Source organism: Flavobacterium aestuarii, assembly GCF_040049115.1.
Taxonomy (GTDB): domain Bacteria; phylum Bacteroidota; class Bacteroidia; order Flavobacteriales; family Flavobacteriaceae; genus Flavobacterium; species Flavobacterium aestuarii.
On the sequence record NZ_JBDLZZ010000004.1, the window covers coordinates 81,490 to 99,453 of the forward strand.

Here is a 17,964-nt window from a genome sequence, read left to right on the forward strand (position 1 = left end):
AGATTCAACTCTTAATTCTTCTTTTGTAAACTAAATTCTAAACAAACCTTTTCAGATAAACCAAAGCATCATCTTCTTTAGTGAAAATTTGAGTAGGTACAGAAGGCTTACTAATTTCTACATAAAAAGTGCTAATAATTAAGGAAACTTTTTCATGTACAATAAGCGCTACTGCTTTTGTCAATATGGAGCCCGATTGTGCCAAATGATCTCTTCCAGATTTATCAGTGGCAACGATACCTCGAATATCACACAAAATAGGATAAGACCTTTCATTTTGAAAATGAATTCTATCAGTTACAACACACTGGGCTACCTTAAGATCAATAATAGTATTGGGCTTATATTCAAAAAAAAGAATACCATCGGTTATCCAAAACCGCGCAAAATCATTCTCATAAAGATCATGGGCTGCAATCATGTTCTATGAATTAAAGTTTTATAATTTAACAAAAATATAAACATTTATTAACAAGCGCTTGTTAATTTGGGAATATTTGTTGCTTTTTGCAGTATTTGTTGTTAATTCGGGAATTTGACTTGTCAATTTGGGAGTATTGAAGAAGTAGTTGAAATAACTTTCATTTTTTTCATGAAATTTATGACTCTATTTTAAAAAACACCAAAAATAAGTAACCAATGGCAAAAATTAGACACAATAACTTTATCGATACTGTGGATGAAGTTTTATCAGGAGCAAAGAAAGAAGGTGTTTTGCACTTATATGCAGAAGACAAAATTTTAACGGGTAGGACTATACAAATCAAGGGAAAGGAAATGTTTCATTTCGGAACAACGGGTTATTTGGGACTTGAACAGGACTCCAGACTTAAAGAAGCCGCAATTCAAGCCATACAAAATTATGGTACACAATTCCCACTTTCAAAATCATATATTTCACATCCGTTATACAGTGAACTGGAAAGCAAAATTGAACAAATGTATGGCATTCCGCCTATTATAACCAAGAACAGTACGCTGGGACATCTAGCAATAATTCCAACACTTATTAGAGACGAGGATGCCGTAATAATGGATCATCAGGTGCATTGGAGTGTCCAAAATGCCTGTCAGCTTTTAAAACTGAGAGGAATTCCAGTCGAAATGATAAGACATAGCAATTTGGATATGCTGGAAGATAAGATTAAACAGCTAACATCCAAATGCAACAAAATTTGGTATATGGCTGATGGCGTATATTCCATGTTTGGGGATTATGCACCCATCCCAAAATTATTGGCGTTAACCCAAAAGTATGCACAGCTAAACCTTTATTTTGATGATGTTCATGGAATGAGTTGGAAAGGCAAAAACGGAACTGGTTTTATTTTTGACGCCATCAAAGAACTACCTGAAAATTGCATTGTGGTAAGCACGCTTAGTAAAACCTTTGGAGCCAGCGGGGCAACATTATTTTGTAAGAATCAAAAACTGCGGGAAAAAATTAAAAATTTTGGAGGACCTTTAACTTTTTCTGCTCAATTAGAGCCAGCTTCTGTAGCGGCAGCAATTGCTTCTGCAGACATCCATTTATCTCCTGAAATAGAATTGAAACAAAAAGATTTGGCAGATAAAATTGCTCACTTCAATCAATTGTTGACATTAGGAAATCTTCCCATAATTTCAAAAAACGATTCGCCAGTTTTCTTTTTGGGAATGGGGACGCCTGCAACGGCCTATAATTTTTCGAAACGTTTATTCAAGGAAGGATTTTTTCTGAATTTGGGGATTTATCCTGCTGTACCAATAAAGAATACCGGAATTAGAATTACGCTGTCCAGTCACAATCAGCAACAGGACATTACTGCCATGTCCGAAGCGTTGGAATATCATTTTCCTAAAGCGTTGGAAGAAACAAACAACAGTGAAAACAAAATAAGACAGGCTTTTGGAATTGATAGTAGAAAAACTGAAAAGATTTCGGAATCAAAAGAAAAGGAACTTTTTATTGAAGAAAAATACACCATTCAGGATATCGAAAAATCTGAATGGAATCAATACATGGGAAAGCAAAATATTTTCGATTGGGAAGGACTCGTTTATTTAGAGAATACATTCAGTCAGCATCCAGACCCGACAAACCAATGGGATTTTTACTATTACACTATTAAAGACAATGAAGGCAAAATAATATTAATGACCTTTTTCACCTACGGTCTTTGGAAAGACGATATGCTTGCTACTGAATCTGTCTCCATTCATTTGGAAGAAATAAGAAAAACTACTCCTTTATATCTCACCTCAAAAGTGCTGAGCATGGGGTCCTTATTTACAGAAGGAAAACACTGTTTTATCAATCAAGAACATCCTTTAGCAGAAAAAGCATTGAAATTATTATTGGATAAATTAGAAGAAAAATACAATGCTTTAAATGCCGATATGTTAGTTTTGAGAGATTTCGAAAAGGACAATAGTTACAATAAAACAATAGTAGATCAGGGTTATTTTAAAATAGACATGCCTGAATCTTGTGTAGTTGAAAACCATGTTTGGCATACCTACGAAGAGTTTACAGAAACATTATCTCTTCGTTCCCGTAAACATTTCAGTAAAGAGATAGAACCTTATGAGGAGTGCTATGATGTTACAATAAAAGATAAATTGAGCAAATCAGAAATAGAAAGAGCATACCAACTCTACAACAATGTAAAAGACAATAACTACGCTATCAATACATTTCGATATTCTCAATATGTTTTTGAAAATATGAATGAAAGTCCAAACTGGGAGTTCATACTATTGGCATTGAAAGCAGATACCGAAAATCCATTCGTAGGAATCATGTTTTGCTACAAAAACAGCAATCACACCTATGTCCCGGAATTAATAGGCATGGATTATAAATGGGCAAAAGAATACCAACTATACAGACAATTGTTATTTCAAACCATAAAAAGAGCTAATGAGCTGCAATTTCAAAAAATAGACTTTGGAGTGTCCGCTTCTTTTGAAAAAAGAAAATTAGGAGCCCAAATAATTCCAAAAGTAGCCTATATTCAGGCAAGGGACAATTACGCAATGGAAGTTATGAATACTTTGCAAAATGATTACAAATCAATTGCAAAATGACGAAAGCATATTGATAACTAAATATTAAAAAAAATGTTTGAAAAAACGATTGAATCATTTAATGCTGTCTGCAATGAAATTTTAGAGGCAAACGAAACAATGCAAAATAAGGCTTGCAATGGAATTGTATTGTGTAATAAAACATTAACGAACTTAAAAGAGATAGTCGATAAAAATGATTTCAACACTGTTCCAGAGGAGATTGATTTTTTCAAAAATATCAAACCCGTTCCTATGAGCCTACTAATTTATTTTACCGAAGTACGTTCCTGCGAACTAAGAATGCCTAAAGCGGGTAACTCTTATAAGGTCGAATTCCTCCAAAAAGAATTACGAAAAATCAATAAGTTCTTTTACAGAAATGCCGATTTTGTGCATTATATGGAACAAGGATACAGTTATCTAGACCATCAATTCTTTACCAGAAACCATCGGGATAATTTTCCTTTTACCCCCATGACCGATTATTACCAGTTTCCGGAATTTACAACATCGCAAGACATGCTTTGGGCAAAAGTAAAAGCGATGTATCGATTTATTCATTACATCCGACAAGCGCTGAAAAGACTAAAAGTGGATGATTCTGAAATATTTGAAGAAAAAAAACACAAAGTATTGGTATGGACAGGGCCAAAAACAGCTTTAACAGAATTGATTTATGCTTTGTTTTCTAATGGTACAATCAATCATGGTGCGGCAGACATTAATACGCTAACAACATCCTTTGAAGATTTTTTCAACATCAAACTTGATAACATCTATAAAACCTATACCGAAATCAAAGCCCGTAAAAGCAGTAAGACAAAATTTCTGGAAGAACTAACGCTAAACCTGCAACAAAAAATGTACAGAGAAGACCAAGAGTAAAGCCGTAACTACGAAAGCTCACAAGCAGTAAATCCTGATTTAAAAGGATATACTGCTTTTTTTTTGCTAGAATCAATCAAAGAATAATTCCCAGTAAAAATTAAGGTTTTTTACGGTTTTTAAATGTTAATTTTTTTCGTACTACGAAAGCCATTGGGATAAAATCCAATAATTGCCACCAAATTTTGTAAAAATAGACTAACCAGTATCGATTTAAGACGGGATTCGTGGTTCACTCATTTTTTATGACAGAATCACTCAAATAATTGGAGCCTAAAAAGAGAATATTTTAAATCGAATAAGAAATCATCATTTTTTAGAGAATTATTCCCCAGTAAAATCAAGGCTTTAATCATTTTAAATGTTAAAATTTTTCAGTACTACGAAAGCCATTGGGATAAAATCCAACAAAAGCTACAGAATTTTGTAAAAGCATATTAAACAGTATCTCTATCTGGAAGAATTGCTACATACTGCGTATTGAACCTAAAATATTAATTATGAATGTTGACAGAATAGAATTTATGGCTTGGATGGAGCGAATAATTGAGAGGTTCGACATCCTTATGGAATTGGTAAGCGGGGCTAAAAATCAAAGTGCTATTATTGATGGAGAAGAGTTGCTTGACAATCAGGATATTTTGCAAATGCTGAAGATAAGTACACGATCCCTGCAGCGCTATCGTTCCTCCGGCAAGTTGCCCTATTATACAATTAGTGGGAAAATTTATTATAAGCTCTCAGATGTGCATCAGTTCATCAGAGAAAGTTTTACCGCTTCCATGCCCAAAGTAAAAGCCAACGGGCGACAAATAGTGCCAATAAATGACATTTAGTGCAAAACAATGAAGGCGTCTTTTACTTTCGATGTCGAACTTAAATATTTCAAATTATGAGCGAAAAAACTTTAGATAAACCGCAATCTCCCGAACAATTATCCGAGATATTACTGGTCCTGGATAAAGAGAAAAAGAAAATTCAGGCTGTAAAGGGAATCGATGAGAATGGCAAGCTGGAAACCGTTGACCCTACAAAGAAGAACCAGAACCAGTTTATGCGGGTTGATAAGCAGGGTGATTTCTTTTCCAACTTCTTCTCTAATTTCTTCAGCCAGTTGAAGAACCCTACCAATTTCTCGTTCTTCAAAGTCCCTGTACCATTGGCTATTAATATGGCAAAAGAAATGCAAAAACAGGTAGATCATCCAACAATTGAAGGAGAACAACTAATGAAGCAACACGAAGTGAAAACGGAACTAGTTCAAAATAATAAACAAGAAAATAAAAATAGTATGGAAACAACACTGACAACATCAGAGACAGGTGAATACCGCTACAAACCAGAACAGATTGACTGGGAAACAATGAACAATCTCGGACTGAATAAAGAAAAACTCGAAAAGATGAACCTCCTTGATCCTTTATTGAGAGGTTTTAAAACCAATGAGCTTGTACCAGTAAGCCTTAATCTCGGCACTGCCGTTACCCGTATGGATGCACGGCTGTCTCTGCAACAAAATGATGAAGGTTCGGTTGTGGTTGCCATTCATGGTATCCGCAAAGAACCTAACCTGAATTTTCCTTTTTTCGGTCACGAGTTCACTAAGGAAGATAAGGAGAACCTGCTCCAGACAGGGAATATGGGCCGTGTGGTCAATCTGACCAATCCAAAAACGAATGAGAGCATTCCATCCATTGTCAGCGTGGACAGGCTTACCAATGAGCTTGTTGCACTGCGAACAGACAAAATCAAAATCCCTGATGAGATTAAAGGCGTGAAACTAGATGATGTACAAAAACAAACCCTAATGGAGGGTAAGCCACTTTATATCGAAGGAATGACTTCCAAAAAAGGAACTGCGTTTGATGCAACCGTACAATTCAATGCCGATAAGCGTTTTGTAGAGTTCCTGTTTGACAGGGGTAACTCCAATAAGCAGATGCAAGGTAATCAGCAAGCCCAATCGCAGGAAGCTCCGAAAACCTTTAGGGACAAAGAGCTGGATAAGGAGCAATATCAGAAATTCAAAGACGGACAAACTGTTTATGTCAGCGGATTGGTAGATAAGAAAGGTAAGGAATATAATGGTTACATCACCTTTAACAAGGAAACCAATAAAACAGATTTCTCTTTTCAAAATCCGAATAAGGTTAAAGAACAGGCGAAGCCTACTGAAGACTATAAAACGCAAACAGCGGTTAATTCAGAAGGTAAAACCAATGAAGCGACCAATAATATCAAAGAGCCTTTAAAATCAGGCCAAAAAAATCCCGACAGCAAGGAACAGCAGGAACAACAGGAAGTTGCTCAAGCACCTGCCAGATCCAAAGGACGTAAAATGTAATTTGTGATGAAAGTAGTTATTGCAGAAAAACCAAGTGTAGCAAGAGAAATAGCCGTCTTGTTAGGAGCCACCGAAAAGAATGATGGTTACCTGAAAGGCAATGGCTATTTTGTTACTTGGGCTTTTGGACATTTAGTAGAATTGGGTATGCCGGAAGATTATGGCATTTCTGGATTTCAGAAATTATCTCTGCCGATACTGCCCAATCCTTTTTTATTGATCGTTCGCAAGGAAAAAAAAGACAAAGGCTATACGACAGATACAGGTGCATTAAAGCAACTGAAAGTAATTGAACAAGTCATCAGCCGCAGCGAAAAGATAATTGTAGCAACCGATGCCGGGCGTGAGGGTGAATTAATATTCCGCTACATCTACGAGTATCTGAAATGCAACAAGCCATTTGAACGCCTTTGGATTAGTTCGCTAACCGAAAAAGCAATCAAGCAGGGTTTTGACAACGTGAAACCTGGCAGCGATTTTGACGGATTATATCAGGCAGCGCAGGGCAGGAGTAGAGCCGACTGGCTGGTTGGTATCAATGCTTCTCAGGCATTGAGCATCGCCGCAGGAAATGGTATCTATTCACTCGGTAGAGTACAAACCCCTACACTGGCTTTGATATGTAAGCGTTATTTGGAAAATAAAAACTTCTCAGTACAAAAATACTGGCAGATACAGTTGTCCCATTCAAAGGAGTTTACAGACTTTAAAAGCCTATCCAAAAACAAATGGGAAGATAAAAAGCAGGCGGAAGATACACTAAAGTCCATTGAAAGAAATGGCAATATAGTTACGGTTACCGCTGTAGAAACTAAAAACGTGATGGAGCAACCGCCTTTGTTGTTTGACCTGACGGGTTTGCAAAAGGAAGCTAATAAAAAATTGAACCTGACAGCTGAAGAAACCCTGAACATTGCCCAAAGCTTGTATGAAAAGAAATTTATTACTTACCCGCGTACCGGAAGTAAATATATTCCAGAAGATATGTGGGGAGAGATTCCTAACCTTATCAGAGCTTTGCAGGATATGGGAGCTTTCAAGCGAGCAGTAACCAAACTGAAATGGGGACATTTCAATAAACGTATCGTGAATGATCTTCGTGTTACCGATCATCATGGTCTGCTGATTACGGACAAAATCCCGTCGGCTTTATCGGCAAGGGAAAATGCAGTTTACAATATGATTGCCTTTCGATTGCTGGAAGCTACTTCCCAAGCCTGTACTAAAGAAATAACCGATATTACTTTACAGGCTCTACATTATGATTTTGTATTGAAAGGCTGTAAGATATTGGAATCAGGTTGGCGGTCCATTAAAGGCAGTTTTTCAGATGATGATGTCGAACTTCTGCAGGAATTACCCAAACTAAAAAAAGATGATGAACTCAAAATTAAACATGCCTCGGTCCTGGAGAAGAAAACTAAACCACCCGTGCTTTATACCGAAGCAGGACTTTTATCAGATATGGAAACTGCTGGAAAGGAAATAGAGAACGAGGAAGAGCGTAAGGCATTAAAAAGCATAGGTATCGGTACACCCGCTACTAGGGCTGCCATCATTGAAACCTTGTTTACCCGTAATTATATCCAAAGAGAATTGAAAACCCTTATACCTACCGCAAAGGGATTGCAGGTGTACGAACTCATCAAAGACAAGAAAATAGCCGATGTAGCGATGACCGCAGAGTGGGAACTAGCTTTACTAAAAATTGAAAATAACGAAAGTAATGCGGAAGCTTTCCAAAAAGAAATGGAAAACTATGCAGCATTAATTACCAATGAATTATTGCAAACTGCCATTGCACAAGAAAATCGGGCTATGCTTGACTGTCCCAAATGCAAAAATAGGCAACTGATTATAAGGGATAAAATTGTCAAATGTCCTGATGAGAACTGCAACTGGGTACAATTCAGAAATGTATGTGGTGTGCAAATCAGTATAGCCGATATAGAATGCCTTGTCAACAAAGGAAAAACTTCTCTCATAAAAGGAATGAAAAGCAAAGCCGGAAAGAAATTCGATGCTTATATCGTATTGAATGAGAAAGCCGAAAGCTCTTTTGAATTTGAAAAATCTAAACTTCCGAAGAAATAATGAGTGATTCTATCATTACCCGTCAGGAAATTGAGAATCGAATTTATACTATAAGAGGGCAACAGGTTATGCTCGACAACGATCTCGCAATGATTTATCAGGTAGAAACCAAAGTCTTCAATCAGGCGGTAAAGCGTAATATAGATCGCTTTCCTGAATCCTTTTGTTTTCAATTGACACAGGATGAATTTGATGCAATTAACTTGAGGTCACAATTTGTGACCTCAAGTTTGAATTACGGGGGAAGACGTTATCTGCCTTATGTTTTTTGCGAACAAGGGATTGCGATGCTTTCAGCTGTACTCCGTAGCGATATTGCCGTAAAAGTGAGCATCGAAATAATGAATGCCTTTGTGGAAATGCGTAAGATGCTAGTTAATAACGCAGCCTTATTTTATCGACTGGATAAGATAGAACTGAAACAGGCAGAAGCGGACCAGAAATTTGAAGAAATATTTAAGGCTTTGGAAAGCGGAAAACTGCATAGCGAAAAGGGCATTTTCTATAATGGGCAAATTTTTGATGCCTATGCTTTTGTTTCCGATATTATCCGCAGTGCCCAAAGTTCCATTATCCTTATTGATAATTATGTAGACGATACTGTGCTAACCTTGTTGGGTAAGAGAAATAGTGATGTTACCGCAACAATCTATACTAAAAGCATAAGTAATCAGTTACGGCTAGATGTGCAACGATATAACAGTCAATATCCCCTGATTGAAGTTGAGGTTTTTTCGGATGTCCATGACCGTTTTCTCATAATTGATAATACTGAACTCTACCACATCGGAGCATCATTAAAAGATCTGGGTAAAAAATGGTTTGCATTTTCGAGAATGGATATTGAGGTTGGCAGGATGCTCCAAATTTTAGCCATTTAGCAAAATTCTAAATAAAAATATAGTATGAATACACAGCAAAAAGACCTGTCATATTTCAGGTTACGACTACAAGAATTATTAACTATAAGCTTTCCCGAAAAAGCGTATGATGTTAAATTTATTGACCAGCGTTCAAGTTGGGCTTCCAATTCTTATGAAGATGCTTTTCGAGCAGGAAACCCAATAAACCAATGTGATCATATTGCCGATTATGTCTTATTTGAAGGATTGCACTTTTCAAAATTTGATACCCTTTTTCAAGTAGTCTGCAATGAGTTTGATTCGAGAATGGCAGATGAAGAATTACGACCGTTTGCCTTAAAGATGTTGCCTATTTGCTACCCTGTTTTTACAAACTACAAATTAACGGATGACTTCGCCTATACAACGGAGTTTGATTTGCTCTATACGGAACTGACAGGAACCATAGCAATATGGATAGAGGAACATGGGCTTCAGTAAACGTCAACATCTCCAATCGAATATTGATTCCCTGCGAATTGCTTTTAAACTGGAAAAGGAGAATAGAAAAGCCTCCGCAGGCGAAAGACTGCTAATGATGCAATACAGCGGATTTGGTGGTCTTAAATTTGTGTTAAATCCTGCCCAAAACCCGATAGATATTAACCATTGGAGAAAGACCGAACATGAACTTTTTCCAGTTACACAGGAACTTCATCGGCTTTTAAGAGAAAATGCAACTGATGAAAAACAATACCGTAGATATGTGGACAGTATGCGGAGTTCTGTATTGACTGCATTTTACACACCACCTTTGGTTATTGATGCTATTTCCACCACATTAAAAGAAAATGGTGTAAGAATTCAAAAATTTTTAGAACCATCTGCCGGTACCGGTTCTTTCATACAATCCTTTGCGGATAAAGCTGTATCACAGGTTACCGCTTATGAAAAAGATCTGCTCACGGGAAAAATTTTAAAACAGCTCTATCCCGATAATACGATCCGCATTAGTAGCTTTGAAGAAATACCCGAAAAGGAAAAAAACAGCTATGATGTGGTAGCTAGCAATATCCCTTTCGGTGATACGTCCGTCTTTGATCTTTCCTATTCCAGAAGCAGGGACACTGCAAAAGTACAGGCTGCCCGAAGCATACACAATTACTTCTTTATGAAGGGAGCCGACATGCTCCGTGAAGGTGGTGTGCTGGCTTTTATCACTTCACAAGGTGTGTTGAACAGCCCGAAGAACGAACCCATACGCAGGGCATTGATGCAGGACAACAACCTAGTTTCAGTCGTTCGGTTGCCGAATAATTTATTTACCGACTATGCTGGTACAGAGGTAGGAAGTGATCTAATAATTCTGCAAAAGAATACTGCAAAACAAAGTTTGACCGAAGCGGAAGAACTGTTTTGTCAGAGTCAAATAACGGAATACAATACGCCAAGCAACGCCTTGTTTCAAGACAACGGAAGGATTATACATACTACACAGATTTTGGCTACCGATCCTTATGGACAACCTGCATTTGTCTATACGCACAGGGATGGTGTGGAAGGAATTGCCAAGGACCTAAAGCAAATGCTATCGGAAGATTTTGGAAAACATCTGGATATTGGCTTGTATAAAGGTGAACGAAACGATGCGCCAATCAAACAAATTCCTATAACACCAACGGTTGCAACTCCCGTTGCCAGATCTGCAACCATTTCACAGAAAACGCACATATTAACTGCTCAAACAATAAATATAGACATTGTAAAAGAAGAAAGGCAACTAAGCATTTTTGATCTCTTTGAAAATTCAGAAGAACTGGCGTCTTTTACCACTCCTGTTAAAGCAGTCACAACAACAAAACTACCAGCCAAAAGAAAAAGAACTGTGAGCGGATATCAGGGAAACCTGTTCAGCGGTTTGATGCAGCAACCTCCCATTTCTACTTCTCCAGTAAATAGAAATATACCAAGTAAGAGAAATACACAAGAAGTTATAGGTGATTTATTTTCAGGACTGAAAGAAAATAGTTTCTCTGAAAAGGTTTTCGCAGGCAACACCATTCCCGAACCTGTAATTTATACCAAAGAAATACAGCCTTTTCATCGTAACGATAGCCTTGCAGTGGATAACGGCTGGATTGGCTATCTTAAAGATTTTGATAGCGATAAGAAACAGGCAATGTTTCATCCTTTGCAATTATCGTCCTTACAGAAAGGAAGAACTGAGGCCTATATTTCTCTGCGGGATACCTACCTCGATCTATATCAGAAAGAAGCCCAATTACAAACAGAACATAAAGAAGAAAGGGAAAGCCTCAACAAACTGTACGATGCCTTTGTGAAAAAGTATGGCAATTTGAACAATGCGGAAAATATAAAGCTCATCAAAACAGACAGTTCCGGTAAGGAAATCCCTTATCTCGAACGTGTTGTTGGCGGTGTAGTTCACAAAGCGGATATATTCCAACGTCCCGTAAGTTTTTCTATCTCCACATTTGCAACGGATAATCCGGAGGAAGCATTAGCGGCATCGTTGAATAAATATGGTCACGTTGATCTGGAATATATGTCAGGGATTAGCGATATGACCACCGATGCTTTGAAAGATGAATTACATGGAAGAATTTTTTATAATCCACTCCAAAAGGAATATGAAATATCAGAACGATGGATATCAGGAAATGTGGTTGAGAAAGCCCATGAGGTAAGAGCCTATCTCGAAGGAAATTCCAATGATCCCGAAGCTAAAGAAAGCCTTATCGCTCTGGAAGAATCTCGACCAAGACGTATTGAATTCGAAGAACTGGATTTCAATCTTGGTGAGCGCTGGATACCTACAGGCATTTATGCTCGTTTTGCCTCACATCTTTTTGATACCGAGGTACGTGTCAATTATTCACAAAGTAGCGACGATTTCAACATAAAATGCGACCAGAAGAATGTGCATATATGGGATAAATATGCCGTCAAGTCTGAAAGCCGAACATTTGACGGGATTGCTCTGCTGAAAAACGCATTAGTCAATACCACTCCTGATATTACCAAAAAGATCAAGATTGATGATAAGGAGGTCAAGGTACGGGATATGGAAGCCATACAGATGGCGAATACCAAGATTGATGAAATACGTACAGCTTTTACTGACTGGCTTCACTCCCAAAACGAGGATTTTAAAAATAGGCTGACTAATCTATACAACGATACCTTTAACTGCTTTTTACGTCCGCAGTATGATGGAAGTCATCAGGAATTTCCAGGACTGGATAGAAAAGCACTAGGTATAGAAGATCTTTATTCCAGCCAAAAAGATGCAGTCTGGATGATAAAACTTAATGGAGGAGCCATCTGTGACCATGAAGTAGGCGCGGGAAAAACACTCATCATGTGTACTGCAGCGCAGGAAATGAAGCGGTTGGGAATGGTACATAAACCCATGATTATGGGTTTGAAAGCCAATGTCCATGAAATTGCAGAAACCTATAGAACTGCTTATCCACATGCAAAGATATTATACCCAGGAAAAGAAGATTTTACTCCGCAAAAGCGCCAAAGAATTTTTGGAGATATTAAAAACAACGATTGGGATTGTGTAATACTCACACACGACCAGTTCGGTATGATACCACAATCTCCCGAAATGCAAAAAGAAATACTAGAGACAGAGCTGAATAGTGTGCAGGATAACCTTGCGGCTTTGGAAGCCCAAGGGAATGAAATCTCCAGAGGAATGCTTAAAGGTGTAATAGTCAGAAAGCAAAATCTTGAAGTAAAGCTCAAAACACTGGAACACGATATCGAAAACCGGAAGGACAATGTAGTGGACTTTAAGATGATGGGGATTGATCATTTGCTAATAGATGAAAGTCATCGTTTTAAAAACCTCATGTTCAATACCCGTCATGAGCGGGTAGCTGGTTTGGGTAATATGGCGGGCAGTCAAAAGGCAATGAATCTACTTTTTGCCATCCGTACCATTCAGCAGCGTACCAATAAAGATTTGGGAGCAACTTTTCTTTCGGGTACCACCATCAGCAACTCGCTAACGGAACTCTACCTACTGTTCAAATACTTGCGTCCACAGGCATTAGAAAAGCAGGGTATCAATTGTTTTGATGCCTGGGCAGCTATCTATGCAAGGAAAACAACCGATTATGAATTTTCAGTAGCTAATAATATTGTACAAAAAGAACGATTTCGATACTTTATCAAAGTGCCGGAGCTGGCACAGTTCTATTCTGAAATTACAGATTATCGAACCGCTAAGGACATCGGCATTGACCGTCCTGAAAAGAAAGAGATACTATACAATATACCGCCAACACCACAGCAGGAAATCTTTATCAAAAACCTAATGGAATTTGCCAAATCAGGGAATGCTACTTTACTTGGAAGAGCTCCATTATCGCAAAGTGAAGAGAAAGCCAAAATGCTGATTGCAACAGATTATGCCCGTAAAATGTCATTGGATCTTCGTATGGTAAGCAACAAGTACGATGACCATCCCGACAACAAGGCAACGCATTGTGCTGGCAATATTGCCAAATACTATAGCAGGTTTAATGCACAGAAAGGAACGCAGTTTGTGTTTTCGGACTTGGGGACTTACAAGCCCGGTGAATGGAACGTGTATTCTGAAATTAAACGCAAACTGGTAGAAGATCACCGCATTCCTGCCCACGAAATTCGTTTCATACAGGAAGCCAAAAATGATAAGCAACGTAAGGAATTTATTAACGGCATGAATGAAGGTAAAATACGTGTGTTATTTGGCTCTACTGATATGTTAGGTACCGGAGTAAATGCACAGAAGCGAGCCATTGTCGTTCATCATTTGGATACGCCGTGGCGACCAAGTGATCTTGCACAACGGGATGGCAGAGCTGTTCGAAAAGGCAATGAAATCGCCAAGTTTTTTGCCGATAACAAAGTCGATGTGATTATTTATGCCGTAGAAAAATCGCTTGACAGCTATAAATTCAATCTGCTGTACAATAAGCAACTTTTTATTGACCAGTTGAAGAACAACAGCCTCGGTAAGCGCACCATTGATGAGGGCAGTATGGATGAAAAATCAGGAATGAACTTCTCTGAATATGTTGCAATACTATCAGGCAATACAGATCTTTTGGAAAAGGCAAAGCTGGAAAAACAGGTTGCCGGACTGGAAAGCGAAAAACAGGCATTTAACCGTTCAAAGTTTAGTTCTAAATACAAACTAGAAGATATTAGTGCTACACTCGAGGCTGCCACTTCCCGTCTGGAGCGTATGAGCCTTGATTGGGAAAACTTACAGCAACGTTTGCAAAAGTTTTCTGACGGGACTATTGCAAATACTGTTCAGCTTGACGGATTATCTCCAAATGCCGATGTGAAACAGATTGGAGCCAAACTTAATCAGATTGCGGATAAAGCTCGTACTAGAGGCCAGTATGAAGAGATTGGGAAGTTATACGGTTTTACATTATTGGTCAAAACTGAAATATCAGAAAAAGAGGGTGTGGATATAAAAGTCAATCGCTTTTTGGTGCAGGGTGAAGGCAATATTAAGTACACGTACAATAATGGCATAGTTGCTAAAGATCCCGAAACCGCAGCTATAAATTTTTTGAAAGCATTGGATAAACTGCCTGGCTATATTGAGCAAGAACAAAAGAAAATTGCCGAACTGCAAAAAGACCTGCCTGTTCTTCAGGAAGTGGTCAACGGTACGTGGACAAAGGAAAACAAGTTGAGCGAACTTAAAACTGAATTAGCTGCCGTTGACAGGAAGATACAATTGTCTATTACTACAGAATCCAAAGAACAGGAAGAAGTTATAAAAATAAATAATGTTCAGGAAAGGTCTTCTGTAGGTTTGAAAGCAATGTAATTTCATTGGTAAAAACAAAACATTCTTTTTTATTTGGCGTAAAATTTGAAAAACACTTTAATTTTTTGTCTTCTGATGCGTAACTTTGATAGCTAACTTGTTAAGAAAAGTGTAGCAAAAATGCGACTTTTAACACGTTGTTAGTAAATAATCAATATAAATTGATTATTTTTGATTTAAATTAAACTACAATGAATAAATTTCACATTTTAGTAATAGTATTATTTGGTTTCTTATTGATACCAAGTAATTCTTTTGCATGTGAAAATAATTCAGCTGAACATTCTTCAAAAAAAGAAATTTCTTCAAAAACGTGTAATGACGACTGCTGTAAAAAAGACAGCCATTCCAAAAATAAAAATAACAAAGGTTGCGGAGGAAAATGCAATCATTCTAAATGTGGTTGTGCTTCTTCTTGCAACACATCTGTTTCTATTAATGAATTGACATTTCATAGAAATATTTTTAATTTATTTTCAGAAAAACAAAATTTTTATAATTACGAAACCAATATTTCTTCAGGTTTCAATTCTTTATGGCTTATACCAAAAATAGGCTAAATTCCAAAGCTGATAGCCATAATTGTATCTAATTGATAACTATTATTGGTATCCAAATCATTTCTTTTATCGGTTAATTTCAATTTCAAAATAATGGCTTTGCTATGATTTCATTTTGTTATTGCTTAACTAATTCAATTTAAAATTATTTACATACAATGAGATCATTAGAAAAAACAATGATGGCAATACTATTATTGTTATCAGTCGTGGTATCTAGCGCACAAATTAAAAACTCCAAAACAGAATCCGTTAAAATTTACGGAAATTGTGGAATGTGCGAAGCCAAAATAGAAAAAGCAGGAAGTCTTAATAATATAGCAAGCGTTGATTGGAATGCAGATACAAAAATGGCTGTCCTTACTTATGACCCTAAAATAACCAACCCAGACGAAATACTCAAACATATTGCATTGGCAGGTTATGACAGTGATAAATTTCTTGCTCCAGATGATACATATTCGAAACTTGCAGGATGTTGTCAATATGATCGTGAGGCAAAAGTTGCTGTTAAAACAGAACCAAAAAGCGAAATGACTGGAATGGATATGAGTAAACATTCAACAGTGTCTGAAAATCAAGACGTTAATCAGCTAAATCCAGTTTTGGACAATTATTTTTTATTGAAAGATGCTTTGGTAAAAACGGATGCTAAAACAGCTTCTGAAAAAGCAACAGCATTATTATCTTCGATTACTGCAGTGAAAATGGAAACATTAAAAATGGATGAACATGTGGTTTGGATGAAAATCTTAAAAGATTTAACTGCCGATTCCAAAAGTATTTCTGAAACACAGGATATTAAGAAACAAAGAGAAACTTTTAAATCATTATCGAAAACCTTTTATGAGTTAATAAAAGTTTCAAAACCATCAGAAACCATTTATTATCAATACTGTCCTATGCAAGAGGCGAATTGGCTAAGCAAAGAAAATGCAGTCAAAAACCCTTATTATGGCTCACAAATGCTGAGTTGTGGTAAAACAGTAGAAACAATCAAGTAATATTTAAAAACAATTAAAATAGTAAAAAGATGAAAACACTAATTATTGTATTAAGTGCATTTTTTGCATTTAATTCAGCAGTAACAGCACAAACTGTTACAAAAAAGGAAGAACAAAAAACAATTTACGTTTGTCCTACACATCCTGACAAAACAAATTCAAGTTCAGGTAAATGTCCAGAATGTGGGATGGATATGGTAAAAGTCACCGAAAAAATTGATTTGCACCCGCAAAAAGGAAGTCAGCCTCAAAGTAAAATTGTGACAAAATATGTTTGTCCTATGGATGGATCAACTTCTGATAAACCAGGTAAATGTTCTAAATGTGCAATGGCAATGGTAAAAACCACTGAAAAAATTGATTTACACCCGCAAAAAGGAAGTCAGCCTACAAGTAAAACTGTGACAAAATATGTTTGCTCGATGGACGGCACAACTTCTGATAAACCGGGTCAATGCGCTAAATGTGGAATGGGTTTGGTAAAAGTCACCGAAAAAGTTGATTTGCACCCTCAAAAAGGAAGTCAGCCTCAAAGTAAAATTGTGACAAAATATGTTTGTCCTATGGATGGTTCCACTTCAGATGTACCTGGAAAATGTCCTAAATGCGGTATGGCAATGACCCAACAAGAAGAACATAAACACTAATCTAATCTTTTAATAGTTTATTCGTAAACAACTGTAGTTCAGTAGTTTGTTTAATAAATTAATTATCTTTAAATAACGTAAAAATTTTAAAAATGAAAAACATATTTCTTTCAGCAGTAGCAATGACATTCGTATTGGTTTCTTGTAATCAAAAAAATAAACAAGAAGAAACAGTTAATTCAGAAACAGTTAATTCAGAAAAAAGTAAATCTGAATCTGTAAAAGTCAATCCAGATTCTTTTTCCATTAAAGAAATTGTAACGGATTATTTGTCTTTAAAAAATGCTTTGACTAAAGACGATTCTAACGCTACTGCCGATGCAGGAAAAGAAATGGTGGCGACTTTGGGGAAAATTGATATGAAAAAATTATCTGGTGAACAAATGAAAACCTATATGGATATTGCAGATGATGTAAAAGAACACGCAGAGCATATTGGAGATAATGGCGGAAAGATAGAACACCAAAGAGAACACTTTGTAACTTTAAGTAAGGATATGGATGACTTAATTCAATTATTCGGAACCAATCAAAAACTTTATCTGGATTTTTGCCCAATGGCAGATAACAACAAAGGTGCTGTTTGGATAAGCGAAACCAAAGAAATTACAAATCCTTATTTTGGAAAAGATATGGCTACTTGCGGTTCTATTAAAAAAGAATTCTAG

13 protein-coding genes are annotated in these 17,964 nt (G+C 36.8%); 12 read left to right on the plus strand and 1 reads right to left on the minus strand.

Features of this window, described 5'->3' with window-relative positions:
- Positions 1–37: 37 nt before the first annotated feature.
- Positions 38–421, minus strand: a complete 384-nt coding sequence (locus ABEG11_RS05300; protein WP_348823160.1) for a DUF7793 family protein — start codon at positions 419–421, stop codon at positions 38–40.
- Positions 422–639: 218 nt separating this feature from the next.
- Between ABEG11_RS05300 and ABEG11_RS05305 the strand changes: the two genes are divergently transcribed.
- The 12 genes from ABEG11_RS05305 (at position 640) to ABEG11_RS05360 (ending at position 17,964) form a co-directional block, all read left to right on the plus strand.
- Entirely contained in the window at positions 640–3,069 is a 2,430-nt protein-coding gene (locus ABEG11_RS05305; RefSeq protein WP_348823161.1) for an aminotransferase class I/II-fold pyridoxal phosphate-dependent enzyme, read from the plus strand.
- Between the two features lie 33 nt (positions 3,070–3,102).
- Positions 3,103–3,936, plus strand: a complete 834-nt coding sequence (locus tag ABEG11_RS05310) for an RteC domain-containing protein (protein ID WP_348823162.1) — start codon at positions 3,103–3,105, stop codon at positions 3,934–3,936.
- 500 nt (positions 3,937–4,436) lie between these two features.
- Positions 4,437–4,772, plus strand: a complete 336-nt coding sequence (locus tag ABEG11_RS05315) for a helix-turn-helix domain-containing protein (RefSeq protein ID WP_348823163.1) — start codon at positions 4,437–4,439, stop codon at positions 4,770–4,772.
- 56 nt (positions 4,773–4,828) lie between these two features.
- Positions 4,829–6,280 (plus strand): DUF3945 domain-containing protein, encoded by a 1,452-nt coding sequence (locus tag ABEG11_RS05320; RefSeq protein WP_348823164.1) that lies wholly within the window; start codon positions 4,829–4,831, stop codon positions 6,278–6,280.
- A 6-nt stretch (positions 6,281–6,286) separates the two neighbouring features.
- Positions 6,287–8,374 carry a type IA DNA topoisomerase gene (locus tag ABEG11_RS05325; protein WP_348823165.1) on the plus strand — a complete coding sequence of 696 codons (2,088 nt, stop codon included), beginning with the start codon at positions 6,287–6,289 and terminating at the stop codon, positions 8,372–8,374.
- A complete protein-coding gene (locus tag ABEG11_RS05330; protein ID WP_348823166.1) occupies positions 8,374–9,255 on the plus strand; it encodes an ORF6N domain-containing protein in 882 nt (293 codons plus the stop codon). Before ABEG11_RS05325 ends, ABEG11_RS05330 begins: the two co-directional genes overlap by 1 nt.
- A gap of 24 nt (positions 9,256–9,279) precedes the next feature.
- The gene (locus ABEG11_RS05335) at positions 9,280–9,717 is read left to right on the plus strand and encodes a DUF1896 domain-containing protein (protein WP_348823167.1); all 438 of its coding nucleotides are present in this window, start codon (positions 9,280–9,282) and stop codon (positions 9,715–9,717) included.
- On the plus strand, positions 9,704–15,085 hold the full coding sequence (locus ABEG11_RS05340; protein WP_348823168.1) for a helicase-like domain-containing protein: 5,382 nt from the start codon (positions 9,704–9,706) through the stop codon (positions 15,083–15,085). Before ABEG11_RS05335 ends, ABEG11_RS05340 begins: the two co-directional genes overlap by 14 nt.
- Positions 15,086–15,276: 191 nt before the next feature.
- Positions 15,277–15,645 carry a hypothetical protein gene (locus tag ABEG11_RS05345; protein ID WP_348823169.1) on the plus strand — a complete coding sequence of 123 codons (369 nt, stop codon included), beginning with the start codon at positions 15,277–15,279 and terminating at the stop codon, positions 15,643–15,645.
- 158 nt (positions 15,646–15,803) lie between these two features.
- Positions 15,804–16,649, plus strand: coding sequence for a DUF3347 domain-containing protein (locus ABEG11_RS05350; RefSeq protein ID WP_348823170.1), 846 nt, complete (start codon positions 15,804–15,806; stop codon positions 16,647–16,649).
- A gap of 29 nt (positions 16,650–16,678) precedes the next feature.
- Positions 16,679–17,296, plus strand: coding sequence for a heavy metal-binding domain-containing protein (locus ABEG11_RS05355; RefSeq protein ID WP_342691911.1), 618 nt, complete (start codon positions 16,679–16,681; stop codon positions 17,294–17,296).
- A 92-nt stretch (positions 17,297–17,388) separates the two neighbouring features.
- Positions 17,389–17,964, plus strand: coding sequence for a DUF3347 domain-containing protein (locus ABEG11_RS05360; RefSeq protein WP_315184242.1), 576 nt, complete (start codon positions 17,389–17,391; stop codon positions 17,962–17,964).

Coding starts and splice junctions, on each gene's coding strand:
- ABEG11_RS05300 (WP_348823160.1), bottom strand. CDS start 421: ATGATTGCAGCCCATGATCTTTATGAGAATGATTTTGCGCGGTTTTGG.
- ABEG11_RS05305 (WP_348823161.1), top strand. CDS start 640: ATGGCAAAAATTAGACACAATAACTTTATCGATACTGTGGATGAAGTT.
- ABEG11_RS05310 (WP_348823162.1), top strand. CDS start 3,103: ATGTTTGAAAAAACGATTGAATCATTTAATGCTGTCTGCAATGAAATT.
- ABEG11_RS05315 (WP_348823163.1), top strand. CDS start 4,437: ATGAATGTTGACAGAATAGAATTTATGGCTTGGATGGAGCGAATAATT.
- ABEG11_RS05320 (WP_348823164.1), top strand. CDS start 4,829: ATGAGCGAAAAAACTTTAGATAAACCGCAATCTCCCGAACAATTATCC.
- ABEG11_RS05325 (WP_348823165.1), top strand. CDS start 6,287: ATGAAAGTAGTTATTGCAGAAAAACCAAGTGTAGCAAGAGAAATAGCC.
- ABEG11_RS05330 (WP_348823166.1), top strand. CDS start 8,374: ATGAGTGATTCTATCATTACCCGTCAGGAAATTGAGAATCGAATTTAT.
- ABEG11_RS05335 (WP_348823167.1), top strand. CDS start 9,280: ATGAATACACAGCAAAAAGACCTGTCATATTTCAGGTTACGACTACAA.
- ABEG11_RS05340 (WP_348823168.1), top strand. CDS start 9,704: ATGGGCTTCAGTAAACGTCAACATCTCCAATCGAATATTGATTCCCTG.
- ABEG11_RS05345 (WP_348823169.1), top strand. CDS start 15,277: ATGAATAAATTTCACATTTTAGTAATAGTATTATTTGGTTTCTTATTG.
- ABEG11_RS05350 (WP_348823170.1), top strand. CDS start 15,804: ATGAGATCATTAGAAAAAACAATGATGGCAATACTATTATTGTTATCA.
- ABEG11_RS05355 (WP_342691911.1), top strand. CDS start 16,679: ATGAAAACACTAATTATTGTATTAAGTGCATTTTTTGCATTTAATTCA.
- ABEG11_RS05360 (WP_315184242.1), top strand. CDS start 17,389: ATGAAAAACATATTTCTTTCAGCAGTAGCAATGACATTCGTATTGGTT.